14 protein-coding genes and 2 pseudogenes are annotated in these 18,013 nt (G+C 38.4%); 3 read left to right on the top strand and 13 right to left on the bottom strand.

The features are described 5' to 3' along the window. Positions 1-148 precede the first annotated feature (148 nt). From HMPREF2961_RS03190 to HMPREF2961_RS03165, 6 genes and pseudogenes are all read right to left on the bottom strand, one after another. Positions 149-1,876 carry an ABC transporter permease/substrate binding protein gene (locus HMPREF2961_RS03190; protein ID WP_002290589.1) on the bottom strand — a complete coding sequence of 576 codons (1,728 nt, stop codon included), beginning with the start codon at positions 1,874-1,876 and terminating at the stop codon, positions 149-151. Then, positions 1,869-3,062, bottom strand: coding sequence for a quaternary amine ABC transporter ATP-binding protein (locus tag HMPREF2961_RS03185; protein ID WP_002290588.1), 1,194 nt, complete (start codon positions 3,060-3,062; stop codon positions 1,869-1,871). Before HMPREF2961_RS03185 ends, HMPREF2961_RS03190 begins: the two co-directional genes overlap by 8 nt. A gap of 187 nt (positions 3,063-3,249) precedes the next feature. Beyond that, a complete protein-coding gene (locus tag HMPREF2961_RS03180; RefSeq protein WP_002287801.1) occupies positions 3,250-3,894 on the bottom strand; it encodes a GntR family transcriptional regulator in 645 nt (214 codons plus the stop codon). 93 nt (positions 3,895-3,987) lie between these two features. Next, positions 3,988-4,122: a hypothetical protein gene (locus HMPREF2961_RS15110; protein ID WP_002290587.1), complete on the bottom strand. Its 135-nt coding sequence runs from the start codon at positions 4,120-4,122 to the stop codon at positions 3,988-3,990. Between the two features lies 1 nt (position 4,123). Continuing rightward, positions 4,124-6,255 (bottom strand): annotated as a pseudogene (feoB, locus tag HMPREF2961_RS03170) (ferrous iron transport protein B). After that, positions 6,252-6,725, bottom strand: a complete 474-nt coding sequence (locus HMPREF2961_RS03165) for a FeoA family protein (RefSeq protein WP_002290585.1) — start codon at positions 6,723-6,725, stop codon at positions 6,252-6,254. Before HMPREF2961_RS03165 ends, feoB begins: the two are co-directional and overlap by 4 nt. 401 nt (positions 6,726-7,126) lie before the next feature. Here HMPREF2961_RS03165 and nrdH point away from each other — a divergent pair, with 401 nt between their 5' ends. The 3 genes from nrdH (at position 7,127) to nrdF (ending at position 10,684) form a co-directional block, all read left to right on the top strand. Continuing rightward, positions 7,127-7,351 carry a glutaredoxin-like protein NrdH gene (nrdH, locus tag HMPREF2961_RS03160; RefSeq protein ID WP_002287795.1) on the top strand — a complete coding sequence of 75 codons (225 nt, stop codon included), beginning with the start codon at positions 7,127-7,129 and terminating at the stop codon, positions 7,349-7,351. Between the two features lie 158 nt (positions 7,352-7,509). After that, positions 7,510-9,669, top strand: a complete 2,160-nt coding sequence (gene nrdE / locus HMPREF2961_RS03155) for a class 1b ribonucleoside-diphosphate reductase subunit alpha (protein WP_002315688.1) — start codon at positions 7,510-7,512, stop codon at positions 9,667-9,669. A 49-nt stretch (positions 9,670-9,718) separates the two neighbouring features. Next, positions 9,719-10,684, top strand: coding sequence for a class 1b ribonucleoside-diphosphate reductase subunit beta (gene nrdF / locus HMPREF2961_RS03150; RefSeq protein WP_002287792.1), 966 nt, complete (start codon positions 9,719-9,721; stop codon positions 10,682-10,684). 46 nt (positions 10,685-10,730) lie between these two features. Here the strand turns inward: nrdF and HMPREF2961_RS03145 are convergent, their stop codons facing one another. From HMPREF2961_RS03145 to HMPREF2961_RS15630, 7 genes and pseudogenes are all read right to left on the bottom strand, one after another. Beyond that, positions 10,731-13,148 carry a hyaluronate lyase HylB gene (locus HMPREF2961_RS03145; protein WP_002315687.1) on the bottom strand — a complete coding sequence of 806 codons (2,418 nt, stop codon included), beginning with the start codon at positions 13,146-13,148 and terminating at the stop codon, positions 10,731-10,733. A 135-nt stretch (positions 13,149-13,283) separates the two neighbouring features. After that, the gene (locus HMPREF2961_RS03140) at positions 13,284-14,090 is read right to left on the bottom strand and encodes a PTS system mannose/fructose/sorbose family transporter subunit IID (protein ID WP_033650113.1); all 807 of its coding nucleotides are present in this window, start codon (positions 14,088-14,090) and stop codon (positions 13,284-13,286) included. Next, positions 14,077-14,874: a PTS mannose/fructose/sorbose/N-acetylgalactosamine transporter subunit IIC gene (locus HMPREF2961_RS03135; RefSeq protein ID WP_070703945.1), complete on the bottom strand. Its 798-nt coding sequence runs from the start codon at positions 14,872-14,874 to the stop codon at positions 14,077-14,079. Before HMPREF2961_RS03135 ends, HMPREF2961_RS03140 begins: the two co-directional genes overlap by 14 nt. Positions 14,875-14,897: 23 nt before the next feature. Further along, positions 14,898-15,824 carry a PTS sugar transporter subunit IIAB gene (locus HMPREF2961_RS14435; protein WP_025477311.1) on the bottom strand — a complete coding sequence of 309 codons (927 nt, stop codon included), beginning with the start codon at positions 15,822-15,824 and terminating at the stop codon, positions 14,898-14,900. Positions 15,825-16,037: 213 nt separating this feature from the next. Next, positions 16,038-16,727 carry a D-allulose 6-phosphate 3-epimerase gene (alsE, locus tag HMPREF2961_RS03125; RefSeq protein ID WP_002315683.1) on the bottom strand — a complete coding sequence of 230 codons (690 nt, stop codon included), beginning with the start codon at positions 16,725-16,727 and terminating at the stop codon, positions 16,038-16,040. A 56-nt stretch (positions 16,728-16,783) separates the two neighbouring features. Next, a complete protein-coding gene (locus HMPREF2961_RS03120) occupies positions 16,784-17,881 on the bottom strand; it encodes a PTS fructose transporter subunit IIC (protein ID WP_002315682.1) in 1,098 nt (365 codons plus the stop codon). A 19-nt stretch (positions 17,882-17,900) separates the two neighbouring features. Then, positions 17,901-18,013: pseudogene (locus HMPREF2961_RS15630) on the bottom strand (PTS fructose transporter subunit IIB); the annotation flags it as partial.

Raw genomic sequence — 18,013 nt, 5'->3', positions numbered from 1 at the left:
TAGTTTGTCGGCGTCTTCGGACGTTTCGAAGACGAACTGCGCATTCTCTTTTTTTATAGGCAAAAAAAGAGACAGACGAATATGGAGCTTCCAAAACTGGATTTTTGATCCAATTTTGGAAGCTCCATTTATTTTGTTTCCGTTTTTTTTATTTTTTCCAGCTTTCGACTAATTCTTGGTTCTCTTTGATCCATTCTTTTGCCGCTTGCTGTGGATCTTTTCCATTGTTGATTTCCAACATGACTTTTTCCATATCTTTTTCTGACCAATGGAAATTGTCTAATACTTTATAAGCTTCTGGCTGGTCTTCTTTCAATCCTTTTCGAACCATCGTATGGATCTGCTCTTCGCTTCCCATTCCGTTTTCAGGATCTTCCAAGTATTTCAGATCATATTTGGCAAACATCCAATGAGGTGTCCATCCTGTAACTACAATTGGTTCGTGTTTTTTGATTGCTTGTCCTAGTGCAACGGTCATTGCTCCTGAAGAAGATGTCTCGACTTTCCAGTCTTTCAAGTTGTCATATTTTTGGATCGTGTTTTCAGCAGCCGTAACTACACCAGCTCCTGGCTCAATTCCTATAATTTTCTTACCTGCCTGATCGGTTAACTCATCGATCGAATTTACATCCATGTAGGCTGGTACTGCTAAACCGACTTTTGCTCCTGTCAAATTGGCACCTAGGTCTTCGACTTGATCTTTATATTGTGCATACTGTGAACCATGAGTTTTAGGTAGCCAAGCTGAAACCATGGCATCTGACTCGCCATTTGAAACAGATTTCCACATGATTGAATTATCTAGCGGTGTCATCGTTACATCATAGCCCATTTGTTTCAATACTTCACCGACTACATTTGTTGAAGCAACTTCTGTATCCCATTCGACATAAGACAAGTTGATACGTTTTGTTTCTTTGGCAGAAGAAAAACTTCCTATACCAATCGCACCTAAGATCACTACTACTACAGCACCAATGATCAATCCTTGACGTTTTTTACTTTTTTGTGTTGCAGCTCCTGCAACTTTCTTATTGTTCGGCTGATTCAAATGCTGGGTAAAACGGTCAATGATGATTGCTAAGATAACTAATGCAACCCCGTTGACAAATCCATTCCCGACTTGTGCTCTTTGTAAAGCGGACAATACTCCCCGTCCTAAGCCGGGTGCACCGATCATAGAGGCAATAACGACCATTGAAAGTGACAGCATCGTTGTTTGATTGATCCCTGCCATGATCGTACTTTTAGCTAAAGGCAATTCTAGTTTGAATAGTTTTTGACGACTTGTGCTCCCGAATGAATCAGAAGCTTCTACTAACTCTTTCGGTACTTGTCGAATCCCTAAATTCGTAAAACGAACGGTTGGTGGCAAAGCAAAGATGACTGAGGCAAATACCCCTGGCACCATCCCGATACCGAAAAATGCAACTGCTGGAATCAAATAAACGAATCCTGGCATCGTCTGCATAAAGTCAAGGATTGGCTTGATGATGCTTTGAGCTTTACTGCTTTTTGCCATCAAGATCCCTAACGGTACACCTATGATGATGGAGATCACACTAGATAAAAGAACAAGTGTGACAGTATTCATCAAGTCATTCCATAGACCTTGGTTATAAATAAACCATAGACCAATCAATGTGAACAACGTAAGTCCTGGACGTTTCTTAGAAATAAAGAAAGCTGCTATCGTCAATAACAAGATAAACAAAGGCGCTGGGATCACTAACAGTAAATTTGTAATCCCAGACATCACTGCCTGTCCGATCGTTTGTAAAAATGAAAATAGGCCAGAAAAAGTTGTCGTAAACCATTCTGTGATATTTTCTACCCAGTTTGCCACTGGTAATTGATAGTTTAATAGATTATTCATGTTCACTCACCTCGCTTGTTTCTGCTAATGCTTCAATCACACTACCTCGGATGACGACACCTTTTAATTTTCCATCCTCTACAACTGCAAGCGGAGTCGGTGAATCATAAATAATATTGAAAATATCACTTACAACCATGTCTTTTCCGATCACCGTCACATTTTCATCTAAGAAGTCGATCAATGGACGTTTTTGCTTCCTAGCTTCTAACGCCTGATCTGCAGTAATGATTCCTTTCAGGTTTCTCTTTCGGTCAACAGCCATCAGCATGCTGACTTCTTCATTACGCATCCTTGTCAATGCGACATTTGGTCCATCAGATTCGATATTCGTCGTCAATGCAGGTACCATGATGTTTTGAGCAGTAAGCACTTTGGAACGATCGACTTCTTCCACAAATTCACGTACGTAATCATTTGCTGGATTGGTCAATATTTCTTCACCTGTTCCGATCTGCATGATTTCGCCGTCTTTCATTAATGCGATTCTGTCCCCGATCCGTAAAGCTTCATTCAAATCATGGGTAATGAAAATAATCGTTTTTTGAACATTGGCTTGCAGGTCCAGTAATTCGTCTTGCATTTCTCGTCGGATCAGCGGATCAAGAGCCGAGAACGCTTCGTCCATCAGCAAGATCTCAGGATCATTCGCTAAAGCTCTGGCTAAGCCGACCCGTTGCTGCATCCCACCAGATAACTGACTAGGATATTGGTCTTTAAATGAAAGCAGACTAGAATTTTCTAATGCTTTTTCTGCTTTTTCTTGTCGTTCTTCTTTAGGTACACCACGGACTTCTAACCCGTATTCTGTATTTTCCAAGATCGTTCGGTGTGGAAACAGACCGAAGTTTTGGAAAACCATATTGATTTTATGACGACGGACTTCTCGCAATTCTTCTTTGCTTAACTTCGATACATCTTCTCCATCAATATAGATACTGCCTGAAGTTGGCTCGATCAGACGATTCAATAGACGGATCAATGTGGATTTCCCACTCCCGGAAAGCCCCATGATCACGAAGATTTCTCCTTCTTTTACGTCAAAATTCACGTCATACACACCAACCGTCGCACCGGTTTTCTTTAAAATCTCCGTTTTCGGCTGGTGATCATTCATCATATCTAAAGCGGCTTGTGTCTTTTTACCAAATATCTTTGTTAAATGTTTTACTTCTACTTTTACCAAACAAATTCTCCTTTTTTATGTAAATTCATTTTTCTTTCTGAAAAAAGTGACCACACTATGTTAACATCATGTAGTCACTTTGTCAAAAATGAAAGAAATTTGCTTGTCCAAACAGAAAAAAAACTTGGTTAAATCTTTATAAATAAAAGGTTTAGCCAAGTTAATATTTTTATAATATTTCACACAATCATTCTGCAAGCTGATGTTCCGGGTAAAAAAAGTTTGTCATACGCTGTAGCGTATACTCATTTCCAATAAAATGAACGATATCCCCTGCCGTAAATTTAGCATAAGGTCCAGGTGAAACAAGTAGTTCTTCGTTATGAGAAATTGCGATAACTGTAGCACCAGTCGCCTGCCAGATATTCAACTCGCTAATCGAGCGGTCCAGATGCATTGCTTTTTCTGATAAAGACAATTCAAACGGAAGTAAAGGGTTCATCTTATGTATTCGCTTCGTTTGATTGACCAGCTGATCCAATAATTGAGAAAAATGATTCAGCTCATCTTGTTGCTTCTCCACACTCGCCATGATTTCTGCTTTTGTATCTTGGATAGATTGTACATCTTGATACTGCAATAGGAAATCTTTTGCTTTTTCTTTCGAGGCAACAAATGCCCCACTCCCATGCCGTACTTCCATGATCCCAAGATCTACCAGCACATTGATAGCCTTTCGAGTAGTCTCAGGAGAAGCATTGTACGTACTGGCAAGCGTTGAGCGAGCATGGATCTTCTCACCCACTTTATATCGGTTTTCAACGATACGTTCGGCTAAATCAACAGCAATCTGCTGATAGCGCGGGCGGACGATTTTTTTCTTTCCAGACATTTTCTTTCCTCTTTCTTTTTTTACTTTCCCTCATCTTACTATGCTCTAGCAAAATAAGCAAAAAAGGGGAGAACAGACTCTTGCAACGACTGATCATCGCTTGATCTGTTCCTTTTTTACTGGGCAAGCTGTTTGACAGTCATCACAATTCTTTCCGGATTTTAAACGAGTATAGACAATCGCCCCTGCACTTCCAAAGATTAATACACTTAATAAGAATGTCGCCATCCTATTCCTCTCCTTCTAATGACAATATAGCATAAAACTGGTTCTTGGATTTTGGCTGACGGAACAAAACATAAACGAGTCCTATCATCAATAAAATAGCAAGATACGTCCCTAACGCTACCTGTCCACCTTCCAATAAGTGTCCCAACTGATAGATCACAAAACTAACTAAATAAGCTAAACCGCATTGATAGCCTATGGCGATCCAAGTCCATTTCTTGGCATTCATTTCCCGATGGATAGCCCCAATTGCCGCAAAACAAGGCGCACAAAGTAAATTGAAGGCTAACAATGAATAAGCTGCTGCGGGAGTATATGTGTGTTGTAGCACTTGCCAGATTTCTCTGCCATTTTCGGATACTTCCGCATGTCCAAACAAAATACCGAATGTGCCAATAATATTTTCTTTAGCAACTAATCCTGTAATCGCTGCGACAGTTCCTTGCCAATTCCCCCAACCAAGCGGCTGAAAAACAACAGCTAGGATTCGTCCGAAAAAGGCTAGGATACTTTGGTCTTCAGGAACAGGTTGAGCATAAAAATTATAAGAAGAGCTAAACCAGATCACGATACTAGAAACAAAGATAATCGTTCCTGCTTTTTTTACAAAAGACTTGCTGCGGTCATAGGTTTGTCTTAGGATCGTCGACCATTGAGGAAAATGATATGCGGGCAATTCCATGATAAACGGAGCTGTTTCTCCAGCAAACAAACGCGTTTTTTTCAAGCTGATTCCAGAGAAAATAATTGCAGTCATACCAAGAAAATAGGCAGAAGGAGCTACCCAAGATTGGTGAGGAAAAAGGCCCCTGCCACTAAGGCAATAATCGGCAATTTTGCAGAACAAGGCATGAATGTCGTGACCATGATCGTCAACCGACGATCTTGCTCGTTTTCAATCGTGCGAGTAGCCATGACGCCTGGTACGCCACATCCTGTGGCAATCAGCATAGGAATAAAGGATTTTCCTGAAAGCCCGAATTTCCGGAAAAGTCGATCCATGACAAAAGCGATCCTCGCCATATATCCGCAGTCTTCTAGAAAGCTCAAGCATAAAAACAATACGATCAATTGCGGTAAAAATCCTAATACTGCTCCTACGCCTGCGATGATGCCGTTCAAGATCAGCTCCTGCATCCATTCCGCTACTTGCCATTCAGCTAGCAGTCTGCCAACATGTTCTGGTAGCCACGTTCCAAACAATGTATCATTGATCCAATCTGTCCCCATTGTTCCTACTGTTTGAATAGCCAAGTAATAAATCAGCCACATCACAAATGCAAAGATTGGCAAGGCTAACCAACGATTCGTTGCAATCTGATCGATTTTGTCACTCATCGATAATTGGAAAGAATCATTTGACACGACAGATAGTGCACATAATTGGGTAATAAATTCATAACGTTCATTGACTAGAATCGTTTCACTATCGTCATCCAATAGTTTCTCTGTCAACTGGATCAGTTGTTCGATTTCTTTTTGCTGAGAAATTGTTATCTCATCATCCTCATTCACCTTCTGATCTCTTTCAAAATATTTCATTGCATACCAGCGTTTCTTGCTGCTTTTTTCTCCTAGTACATCTTCAATTTCATGTAAAGCTGCTTCTAAACGCGGATCGTATGTACAGGGAACAGGAATAGAAGGCCGTTTTTTTGCAGACTCCTGAATCTTTTCGATTAATTTTTCGATTCCTTGCTTTTTCAATACGCTGATTGGTAAAACTGGTACACCAAGACCATAGGAAAGCTTTTCTAGGTTGATTTTTTTTCCTTCTTTTTTGATGACATCCATCATATTCAGACCAATGATCATAGGAATGTCTAAGTCCAATAACTGCGTAGTTAAATATAGATTCCGCTCTAAATTGGTAGCATCAATGATGTTGATGATCAGTTCAGGCTGTTCATGAACCAAATAATCTCTTGCAATCACTTCTTCGGGTGTATAAGGAGACAAAGAATAGATACCGGGTAGGTCTTGAATGTGAATGTTCGGATTTTTTTTCAACGATCCTTCTTTTTTTTCTACTGTTACGCCCGGCCAATTCCCTACATATTGATTCGAACCAGTCAAGAGATTGAACAAGCTCGTTTTCCCGCTGTTTGGATTTCCGACTAACGCGATATTCATTCGTTTTCCTCCCTTTGTACCAAGATTAGTTCAGCCTCTGACTTTCGTAACGTCAATTCATATCCTCGCACTGTCAGTTCGATTGGATCTCCTAGAGGGGCTAGTTTTCGGATGACTATTTTTACATTTCGCGTCAATCCCATATCCATCAACCGCCGCTTCACTGCGCCTTGTCCGTGGATGGCTACGACGATCCCCGTCTCTCCTGCTTTTAATTGATCAAGAGAAGTCCAGCTTTCAGAGGAAGCAGTCTTTTTATTGACAAAGATCTGACTTAGTATTTCCCGACTTACTGCCACTCGATGACTTTTTATCAGTAAAATGGCATTGTTGCCTGATAAATTGACGACGACGATTTTACTTCCGACAACGACCCCAATATTTTGCAAATGGCGTTTTGTTTTTTCTTCTGTTTCAATTCGTTCGACTTGATAAACGAAGTTTTGCTTTGCCTGCGCTAAGGTCTGCATATTGATTCCTCTCTTGTGAAATAAACCATGTGTTGAAACCATTCATTCTATGTTCTAGTTTTCTTACGTATTACGCAAATAAATGAGAATCATTCTCACATAGAATACTCTCGGTAATTGAGAATGTCAATTACACTTGTGATATTATGAGCGAATCTTTAGTATTGATAGACAAAAATAAGAAAAAAATATTTTTTCATAGTTTTCCACAATTTTTTCTCTATTAGATTTGCTATTTTCCCACACGATACTTGTTTTCAGCTCTTTTTTCAAAAACACAAAACTTAGTATTCCACAGTTTCCACAACACAATATGTAGTGTTTGTTGTTTGACTTTTTTACTAAGAGTTTTATACTATCTATTATAGATAATAAGAATGTGTTTAGAGGAGGCACTCATCATGAACGTAAAAATCTTTTCTAAAAATAATTGTATGCAATGCAAGATGGTCAAACGTTTTTTAACAGAAAATCAAATCGCTTTTGAAGAAGTCAATATCGATGAACAACCGGAAGCAGTAGACTGGTTGAAAGCACAAGGATTCCAAAGTGTTCCTGTCATTACTTCCGATGCAGAAACAGTTATCGGATTCCGTCCTGATCAGTTGCGTAAACTTGCCAGCTAACATGACTAAAAGAATCAAAACAAGATACATGGATTTGAAGGGCTTGAGACAGCACCAGTTTTTGTCGCAAACTTCCAAATCCTTTTTTAAAGCTTAAAAACAATGCAATGATTTGCAATCAAGCATCATTAAATACGAAATGAAGGTTGGGCGTACGTATGAGTCTTAAAAATTTACAAGATGTCAGTTATTTCAAGCTGAATAATGAAATCAATCGACCAGTCAATGGTCAAATCCCTTTGAATAAGGATAAAGAAGCTTTGGCTGCCTTTTTTGAAGAAAATGTCAAACCAAATACGATGACTTTTCCATCTATTATGGAAAAAATCAATTACTTGATCGATCAAGAATATATAGAAGCAGAATTCATCCAATTATATTCACCATCATTTATTGAAAAGCTATATCAATTTTTGGACGAACAACATTTTTCTTTCAAATCTTTTATGGCTGCTTACAAATTTTATTCTCAATATGCGTTGAAAACCAACGACGGTTCCGCTTATCTGGAAACTTATGAAGATCGAGTAGCCTTCAATGCGCTTTACTTTGCGAACGGAGATGAAGAATTAGCACTTGCTCTTGCAGATGAAATGATCCATCAACGTTATCAGCCAGCTACACCTTCTTTCTTGAATGCTGGACGTAAACGTCGGGGCGAATTGGTGTCTTGTTTCTTGACTCAAGTCACTGACGATATGAACTCTATCGGGCGCTCAATCAACTCTGCTTTGCAATTGTCCCGTATTGGCGGCGGCGTGGGGATTACTTTATCAAATCTTCGTGAAGCCGGCGCTCCTATCAAAGGATACGAGGGTGCTGCGAGTGGTGTCGTTCCAGTCATGAAATTATTCGAAGATAGTTTCAGCTATTCTAATCAATTAGGTCAGCGTCAAGGAGCTGGTGTGGTTTATTTGAATGTGTTCCATCCAGACATTATTGCTTTCCTTTCAGCAAAAAAAGAAAATGCAGATGAAAAGATTCGCGTAAAAACTCTTTCTCTTGGTGTGATCGTACCTGATAAATTTTATGAATTGACACGTAAAAACGAAGACATGTATTTATTTAGTCCGTATAGTGTCGAAAAAGAATATGGTGTCCCATTCTCTTATGTAGATATTACAGCTGAGTATGATCATCTAGTTGCAAATCCAAACATTCGCAAACAAAAAATCAAAGCGCGTGATCTTGAAAATGAAATCTCAAAATTACAACAAGAATCTGGCTATCCTTACGTAATCAATATTGATACAGCGAACCGCGAGAATCCAATCGACGGCAAGATTATCATGAGTAATTTATGTTCAGAGATTTTACAAGTTCAAACGCCTTCTGTGATCAACGGCAAACAGGAGTATGAAGTATTAGGAACAGATATCTCATGTAACTTAGGTTCGACAAATATCGTGAATTTGATGCAAAGCCCTAACTTTGGTAAATCTGTGCGTACGATGACTCGTGCATTGACATTTATTACAGATGCATCTGATATCGATGTCGTACCGCCGATCCAAAACGGAAATAAGCTGAATCATACGATTGGATTAGGTGCCATGGGCTTACACACTTATCTTGCAAAAGAACAAATGGAATATGGCTCAGAGGATTCATTAGACTTTACAAATATTTATTTCATGCTGTTGAATTATTGGACACTTGTTGAAAGCAATAATATCGCTCGTGAAAGAAAACAAGTTTTCCATAATTTTGAAAAATCAGCTTATGCTGATGGCACTTATTTCGAAAAATACGTAACTGGAGAATTCCAGCCAAAATCAGAAAAAGTCAAAGCATTATTTGAAGGAATCTTTATTCCAACTGCTGAAGATTGGAATGCCTTGAAACAAGCAGTAATGAAAGATGGGCTATATCACCAAAATCGCTTGGCAGTAGCACCAAATGGCTCAATTTCATATATCAATGATACGAGTGCAAGCATTCATCCTATCACTCGCATGATCGAAGAACGCCAAGAGAAGAAAATCGGTAAAATTTATTACCCAGCGCCTTATTTATCCAATGAGACGATTCCATATTACACTTCTGCTTATGATATGGACATGCGTAAAGTGATCGATGTTTATGCAACAGCACAACAACACGTCGATCAAGGCATGAGTTTGACTTTATTCATGCGTTCTGAAATCCCAGAAGGTATTTATGAATGGAAGACAACAACGAAGCAAACGACACGTGATTTGAATATTTTAAGACATTACGCTTTCCATAAAGGAATCAAATCCATTTATTATGTACGTACCTTTACTGATGATGCAGAAGAAATCGGAAGCAATCAATGTGAAAGCTGCGTGATCTAATATCATAGATAGATTCGCTTATTCATATTTTAATTAAAGGAGCATTCTCATGTCAGAAACATATTATGAAGCAATAAACTGGAATGAAATTGAAGATATCATTGATAAATCCACTTGGGAGAAGCTGACGGAGCAATTTTGGCTAGATACACGTATCCCACTTTCAAATGACCTAGATGATTGGCGCACATTGTCTCAATTGGAAAAAGATACAGTAGGACATGTATTCGGCGGTTTGACACTGCTGGATACTGTCCAATCTGAAAGCGGCATGGATCAGTTGCGTAAAGATGTCCGCACTCCCCATGAAGAAGCCGTTTTGAACAATATCCAATTCATGGAATCCGTTCATGCCAAAAGTTATTCTTCTATTTTTAGTACACTGAACACGAAAAAAGAAATCGAAGAAATTTTTGACTGGACGAATACGAATCCTTATCTGCAAAAAAAAGCTGAGCGTATCAATGAAATCTACAAACACGGTACACCGCTAGAAAAGAAAATTGCCAGCGTCTTTTTAGAAACATTCTTGTTCTATTCAGGTTTTTATACTCCTCTTTATTATTTAGGAAACAACAAATTGGCAAACGTAGCAGAGATCATCAAACTGATCATCCGAGATGAATCGGTACATGGAACCTACATCGGTTACAAGTTCCAATTAGGTTTCAACGAATTGCCTGAAGCAGAACAAGAAACGTTGAAAGACTGGATGTACAACCTTCTTTATGAACTTTATGAAAACGAAGAACGTTATACAGAAGAATTATACGATCCAATCGGTTGGACAGAAGAAGTCAAAACATTCCTACGCTATAATGCCAACAAAGCATTGATGAACCTAGGGATGGATCCACTCTTCCCAGATACTGCCAATGATGTCAACCCAATCGTAATGAACGGGATTTCAACAGGCACAAGCAACCATGACTTCTTCTCACAAGTCGGAAACGGCTATTTGTTAGGTCATGTAGAAGCCATGAAAGATGACGATTATTTGATTGGATTGGAATAAGGATAAAAAATTACGCACAAGAATATTCTATTCTTGTGCGCTTTTTTTATTCCACGACAATTTGTTTTTGTGTATCCGATGTTTGCGAAAAATCAATAGTAAAGCGACCCATCTGCTCATCATAGGTGATTCCTTCACTCATGCTTCGAATAGCTTCAAAATTATTTGGTAATTCAATTGTTATTTTCGTCTTTGTATGAGCAAGATCAGCAAACGTATAACTTTTTTCTTGTTCGTTTATTTTCTTTAATACAGAAAGTGGTTTATCTGTTTTTAATCCATCTAATTCTCCACCAGTATTATCCCAAAAATTGATACCCAAATAACCGGATTCTTTTACTTTTACTGCTTGAATTTTTGGAGTATTTTGAAGAATAGTAACTGGTTCTTTTTCTGCATATTCTTTTAATCCTTTTTCGTTCACTCCTGGTAATATCACATATGCATAAGCTTCATTGATTGGATGTTTTCCATGATTGATCAAAAACTTCCGATAACTTCCATGATAAACTTCATCACTGGGAAATGATTCGTTGATTTCCCTATAAGTACCTTGCCGTTCTTCACTTATCACTTTTACTGTTTCTTTCTCAGGAAAATAATAACCGATCGATGTTTCTGGTTGACTTGATTGTAACAATAACCATTCTTTTTCACTTTGTTCGGTTGGCTGGGTAACTTCTCCTGTTTCTGTTACAACTTTATAAGTAAACTGATCGTTTAATAAACGATTATCTATAACCGTTTCAATAGACGCATTTGTGTTACCGGTAATTCCCGAACCAAGCGCAATCAATTGATCGTCAAGCACAAACCACGATTTTTTCCCTTTGACATCCATTGGCAAAACTGTCCCATTATTCTTTGTTCCAGTTTTATTTAGAGCCATACCTACCACTGCCTGACCTTCATTTGATACACCGCCAACGGCTTTTTCATTTGATCGCACAGTCGTAAAAGAAGAGATTTCATCTTTTAAAGGGACTGTATCGACCGTTGTTCCTGGCAATCGATAAGGATCGACAGTCGGCCAATAGCTTTTACCGAATTGTACATCATCCTCATTATATAAGTAGACCATCCCATCCGATGTATGCCAGCCACGTTTGTTTTCTTTATTTCCTGCTTCAAAAGAAGAGATACGGTTCGAATACATACTGATTCCTACCATATACTTACTGGTACGCTGAACAAAACGATCCATTTTATGATACATTTTTGTCCCTATGAATGGTAAATCCTTCCCTAAAATCGTCTGGTCTTCTAATAAGGATAGTGTCATGACCAGGTCATTATAATCTCTTACATTCGTTATATAATACGAAGGGTTCAATTGCATCCAATATTTGACTGCTTCTTTTAGTTCCTTTTGCTTATCTTCTGGTGCAAATTTTGAAACAATCAATAAATTATACATCGTTGAAGACCCGTATCCTACCTTCGTCTTTGAAGGCGCACGTGAAATAGCGCGTCCATTCACCATGGGAAGCATTTCACCTTGGTAAATCAAAGGAATAAAGGCCTTCTCTACATTTTCTACGAAAGCGTGAATGGCATCAGAAGCTGCTGTATAAGAAGTCCCATCCACAATCGTAAAAATCTGTCCAACTCCTTTGATTAGTACATTCCCGTAAGAACCTGTATAAGGAATATCATTATGCTGGATAAAGGAACCATCTGCGTAAAACCCATCTCCACTTGCCACGAGTTGAAAAACATCTTTGATCCCATTCACTGCTTGATGGATTTTTGTGGCATCTTTTTGTAAAATACCTACTCCTAAAACAGTCAATGATAAGTCTGTTCGATTGGCACCGGTCGTTGAAAAGTTAGGGATAAATGCAAGGTCTACAAATGAATCTTGTGGTTTAGTATATAATTGCTGGAATGGATCAGGTACATATTGACTCAAAATAGCTGTATATTGTTGGATTTTTTCACTGGATAGCTCTTGGTGCAACAGTAGAAGGATATTCACAAATTTTTGTGGGATACCAATTTGCCAATCCCACCAATTTCCATAATACTTTTTCCCATCATATCCTTTTTTGGTAATCATAAAATCGATTCCCTCTTTAATTGCTGCAGCAACCTCTGGCTGTTGATAAAGTGTTGTCCCTTTTGTTTTATAGGCATAAGTAAGTTTCTGGAGTTTCATAAATTGTGTCGTCAAATCTGCTGAAGAAGTATTTCCCGATTCAAGTGGCCATAGATAGGTCCGGTCAGGTGATTGATCCAATGTTTGATATAAATTTTCCGCTTCTTTTGATAACGCTTCTATATATGCTCTTAATGACTCATTTTCCGGACTTTCTTTTTCAAAGACAAGTTGACTTTTCCATCGTTCTTCCATCTTTTGAAATTCATCTTCCTCGGCAAAGGTTGATATACTCATTCCAAATAAACTAATTAAACTAAGCATACTCATCAAAAGAAGCCTTTTACCCAAACCTTTTTTCTCCATCTTTGCTCCCTCTTTCTCATCAGATTGTATGAATATACAGAGGCTAAAATCACATTTATCTTAGTGAATGAGAAAACCGCTTAGCCTCTACTTTTTGGACAAATGTGTGAACGGACGTATCTCACTTTTCCTTTTTTAAGCTAAAATACCAAACGCACTTAATGCAATGGAAAGAATCAAAATGATCCAGATTACTCGTGTGGAATTCAATTTCTTTTGTCCCAACATCCAATAAGTTAATAAAACAAGTAATACTGGAACAAGAGAGGGTAAAATAGCGTCTAATGTATCTTGGATAACTAATTCCACCCCATCTTTTTTATAAACAAATGGGACCGTTGCCTTTACCACGGAAGGAATCAAAGCACCAATTACCGTGACACCTAAAACTGTTGCGGCATTAGTGAATGCAGATAATTTGTTTTTCAAAGTTGTGACAAGTTTGACTCCTTGTTTGTATCCTAATGGTAATAATGCAGCCCGTCCAAATAATAAAGCGATATTCGCGATGACCCAAATCACACACCCAACAATTGAGCCACTTTGAGCTAATGTTCCTGCGATCGATCCAAAAATCGTTCCCCAAATCACATGGAACAATGAATCACCTACGCCAGCAAGAGAACCCATTAAAGCTGTTTTTAAGGCAATGATTGTGTCTTTTGCTTTGTAACCATCTTCTTCTTCGATTGCCACATCAATCCCCATGATCAAATTTCCGAAAATCGCGTTGGTATTGAAGAATTGATTATGTGTACGCATCATATCCTGTAATTGTGATTCGTCATTACCATAGAATTTTTTCAATACTGGTAATATCCCATATAAATAGCCAGAACTCATCATTCGTTCATAGTTCCAGTTCAGCTGACTTCCTAAAATATAGCGCCAACTAATCGCATTCAGCTCTTGCTTTGTTAATTTCTGGTTATTCATCCCCATCATATCCTCCTTCAAATGTTCCATTATTTGTGGCTGTCACTGTCGGATGTTCTGCTTTTTCACTATCTTTTTTAAATACAATAATTGCAGCAATCACACCGACGATTGAGATACCAAGCATTGGCACTTGTAAATAAGCGGCTAAAAAGAAACCCAATAGTAAATAAGGAATATATTGTTTTGTTGGAAGGTAATGCAACAAGATTCCTACACCAACGACTGGTAACACCCCACCAGCAGTTTTTAGTCCATTCATCAACCATTCTGGTGTATTTTCTGTGATCGTTGAAACAGCAGCATCACCGACTAAAAGCATCAATAAAATCGGAATGGCTCGTGACAATCCCCAAAGAAAAGAGCCAGATAAGACTAATCGCGGTATACGATTGATTTTCATATCATCAATTGCTCTATCTACACGATGCAAGAGATAAACATTACAAAAGCGAGCGACTACATCAAGTTGCAACATCAATAAAGATACTGGAACAGCCAATCCTATACCATACTCTGCACCTTTCCCAGAGATAACCGCAAATACTGTTCCCAAGACGGCTCCTGTGAAATAATCAGGAACTGATGCCCCACCGAAAGCCGCAATCCCTAGTCTCATTAGTTGCAATGTACCTCCAACCATCAAGCCTGTTTTTAAGTCTCCCATGATCATTCCAGAAATCATACCTGCGATGGCTGGTTGTGTTAATGTATTTGAAATAAGCGAATCATTGATTGTAATAAAAGCATAAACCGTAATAAGAATAATTTGATACGCTGCTAAGTGCATACTTTCTTCCTCCTCATTTTTGTTTAATTTCTCAGTTTATCCATGAAGTCAATAACTGGATCATTTGGTACCAATTGAGCGGTTACATTTATATCCATTGCTGCAATTGATTCGAACACATCAATTTCTTCTTCTAATACTTGGATACTTTTTGTTATATCTTTTGATCCCTCTTTATAACTCATATTTCCAACATTTACGTGTGTTAGCTTTCCTCCGGCTTTCAAATAACGTAAGACATCTGTTGGATTTTTGAATACTAGGAATAGACGCTGTTTTCCATACTTTCCTGAACGTATATTTTTCGCAGCAGATTCAACCGACAAAACTGAAAGTCTCATTGATGTAGGCGCTGCCATTCTTAAGGAAGACTTTTGTAACGTATCTGCTGCTGCTTCATCGTTGATCACAATGATTCGCTGTGTGTGCAAACTGGGCGCCCAGATGCCCGCAACTTGTCCATGGATCAAACGCTCGTCTATCCTGACATTCACGATATTTTCTTTTCCTTTATATGCCTCATACAATTGGCTATTATCCATTGGAAGGCTTGGTTCTTTTTCGATTTCTGTTTGTTTCATTTTTTGCTTCACATCAACAATGCCAGTTGTTGCTGCTTGGATCAATTCTTTTACCGTAGCAGTTGAATTCAACGTTGCTTCTATGACTAATGGTAAAGACATCCCTGCAATAATTTCTACATTTTCTGATTCTAGATAGTTGCTTAATGCTACATTACATGGCGTACCACCTAAAAGATCTGCAATAATCAAGGATGAGCCGTTAAGGGCTTTCATTTTTTTTAATAATTCTTCTTCGAATTGCCGATTGTCTCCATCAGGCGTCAACGCAACGACATGAACATGATCTTGCTTTCCGACGATCATTTCTAAACTTGCCTTGACGCCTTCAGCCATACTGCCATGACTAATCAATATAATATTCTGCATCACTTTTCCTCCCCAAAAATAAAATCCTACTTAACATATTATCTTTTGTACAAACACACTATAACATAGTTTATCTCATTCGTAAACCTAACATCTTAACATGTTATGTTTTTTTTATTTCTGTACAATTATCTAAAAAGTATCAGCATACAAAAAAGGTGAGAGGCAAAAGTAGCTCTTAAACTTTTGCCTCTCACCTTTTTAACTATTTCCTTATTCTATACTTTTTCCAGTTGTTTCCTCATAGTCTCTTTTCATGATGGTCCATGATTTCTCAATGTCTTCGTCTAAACCAAATAATCCACTACGGCCGATGATATAGATATCTGGTCCGGCATGATCAATTCGCTTAAATGATTTTCGATTCGAAGATCCGTCCATTTCGATCAAATAATGATATCCCTTTTCTTGACGAAGTTTTCTTAAATCAACGATTTTATCTAATGTGCTTTCGATGAAGCGCTGTCCAGCAAAACCGGGATCGACTGTCATGATAGTGATTTTATCCACTAAATCAATATAAGGGAAAATAGTTTCAATAGGTGTTTCAGGATTTAATACGACTCCTGCTTTTAGCCCTGCAGCATGGATCTGATCGATCAATCGAAAGGCTAGCCCGTCTAAACATTCGACATGCATACAAATCCATTCGCATTTTTGTGCAATCAATTGATTCACCCAAAAACTTTGGTCTGTGACCATTAAATGGGCAGACATTGGTAAATGACTGATTTTTCGTACTTCCTCAATGAACCATGGAGACAATGTCAGATTAGGTACATAATGTCCATCCATGATATCGATATGATAAGAATCGACATGCTGATTCAAAAATTCAATTTGTTCCTTAAATTTATCTAGATCCATCGTCATTAAAGATGGTGAGAACAAAACTTTACTCATATATAAGACTCCTTTATTTAAAAATCAATGATTGAATCCCCGACTAAATGTAGGACTTAGAAAATCTGAATGTCTCCCAAGTCAATATCTTCTTCTTCCTTTTCCACTACGGATTCGACTTCTTTCCCCACATCTTTTTTGATAATTGCCAAAACAACGGCTGTCACAAGAACATTCACTAAGATTGCTATCACGCCTGCCCAAGGTCTGGACATCGTCGGAATCATCAATACGCCGCCAAAGGGTACTGTTGCATCGGCGCCTAGGATCATTGTCGTTGCACCACCAGCAAATCCGCCAATAGCCGTAGCAACCACACCTCGGACGATATCATTCATCACTAGTGGGATCACACCTTCGACGATATTGATCACACCCATTGGAACAGCTGATTTCAATGTTTCGACTTCCACTTTTGTATAGATGTTTTTCCGAAATATTTTTGCGACAAAGTAAGCTAATCCAAAACCGATAGGCGTCGCCGTATTTACCAATTGGAGGGCTGTAATTGGCCCATTGATTCCTTCTGCTTGCATTGTGAGAACAAAGGCAAAAACAGTTTTGTTAATTGGTCCACCATAATCAACGCCACTTAGTAAGCCGATTACACCGCCAAAAATCAACAAGGACGAATTACCTAATCCATCTAAGAAATTCGTAAGAAAAGACGTAAACAAGGCAACAGGTGTTCCAATGATATAGACCATGATTAACCCACCTAGGATAGAAGCAACAAATGGAATAATCAATGTTGGCATCAGTCCTTTTGCCCAATTTGGGACTTTCACATGGTTTAAAATAGCTAACACGAGAAATCCAGAAAGATAGCCACCTAATATCCCCCCAATAAAACCAGCCCCAATAGCATTCGCTGTCAATCCGATGATGAACCCTGGAGCAATCCCTGGTTTTGCTGCAATAGAATAAGAAATCCCTGTTGCAATGACTACAGGAAGTAACCCTAAACCAGCGCCTCCCATTGTTGCTAAAGCATCAAAAAAAGAAAATTTACCTTGTACCAGTGTCCCTTGACTTGTTCCACCGAACGCCATCCCGATAGCAATCAAGAACCCTGCTCCACAAACGATTGGAATCAAATAAGAAATCGCTGTCAATAAATGTCCCTTTAAATTTAACTTTTTTATCTTTTCCATCTTTTTTCCCTCCTTATGATCAAACAAGTTGTTTTTCAATTATTTCTTGTGCTTTTTCGATCAGTTTATTGGGTGACTTTACGGCTATTTCAGTGGGGACTTGAATGATACGTTTTCCTTCAAATCGTTCTC

It is taken from the genome of Enterococcus sp. HMSC076E04, assembly GCF_001814285.1.
In the GTDB taxonomy this organism is placed as follows: Bacteria; Bacillota; Bacilli; order Lactobacillales; family Enterococcaceae; genus Enterococcus_B; species Enterococcus_B lactis.
The sequence above is the reverse complement of the archived record's forward strand: the minus strand, read 5'-3'. Positions and strand labels throughout refer to the sequence as shown.

Bases quoted from the DNA above. Each gene is read 5' to 3' on its own strand.
- nrdH (WP_002287795.1), top strand. From the start codon at position 7,127: ATGAACGTAAAAATCTTTTCTAAAAATAATTGTATGCAATGCAAGATG.
- HMPREF2961_RS15110 (WP_002290587.1), bottom strand. From the start codon at position 4,122: ATGGCGACATTCTTATTAAGTGTATTAATCTTTGGAAGTGCAGGGGCG.
- HMPREF2961_RS03135 (WP_070703945.1), bottom strand. From the start codon at position 14,874: ATGCACTTAGCAGCGTATCAAATTATTCTTATTACGGTTTATGCTTTT.
- HMPREF2961_RS03165 (WP_002290585.1), bottom strand. From the start codon at position 6,725: ATGCAGACCTTAGCGCAGGCAAAGCAAAACTTCGTTTATCAAGTCGAA.
- HMPREF2961_RS14435 (WP_025477311.1), bottom strand. From the start codon at position 15,824: ATGCAGAATATTATATTGATTAGTCATGGCAGTATGGCTGAAGGCGTC.
- nrdE (WP_002315688.1), top strand. From the start codon at position 7,510: ATGAGTCTTAAAAATTTACAAGATGTCAGTTATTTCAAGCTGAATAAT.
- HMPREF2961_RS03140 (WP_033650113.1), bottom strand. From the start codon at position 14,090: ATGGGGATGAATAACCAGAAATTAACAAAGCAAGAGCTGAATGCGATT.
- HMPREF2961_RS03180 (WP_002287801.1), bottom strand. From the start codon at position 3,894: ATGTCTGGAAAGAAAAAAATCGTCCGCCCGCGCTATCAGCAGATTGCT.
- alsE (WP_002315683.1), bottom strand. From the start codon at position 16,727: ATGAGTAAAGTTTTGTTCTCACCATCTTTAATGACGATGGATCTAGAT.
- HMPREF2961_RS03145 (WP_002315687.1), bottom strand. From the start codon at position 13,148: ATGGAGAAAAAAGGTTTGGGTAAAAGGCTTCTTTTGATGAGTATGCTT.
- HMPREF2961_RS03120 (WP_002315682.1), bottom strand. From the start codon at position 17,881: ATGGAAAAGATAAAAAAGTTAAATTTAAAGGGACATTTATTGACAGCG.
- HMPREF2961_RS03190 (WP_002290589.1), bottom strand. From the start codon at position 1,876: ATGAATAATCTATTAAACTATCAATTACCAGTGGCAAACTGGGTAGAA.
- nrdF (WP_002287792.1), top strand. From the start codon at position 9,719: ATGTCAGAAACATATTATGAAGCAATAAACTGGAATGAAATTGAAGAT.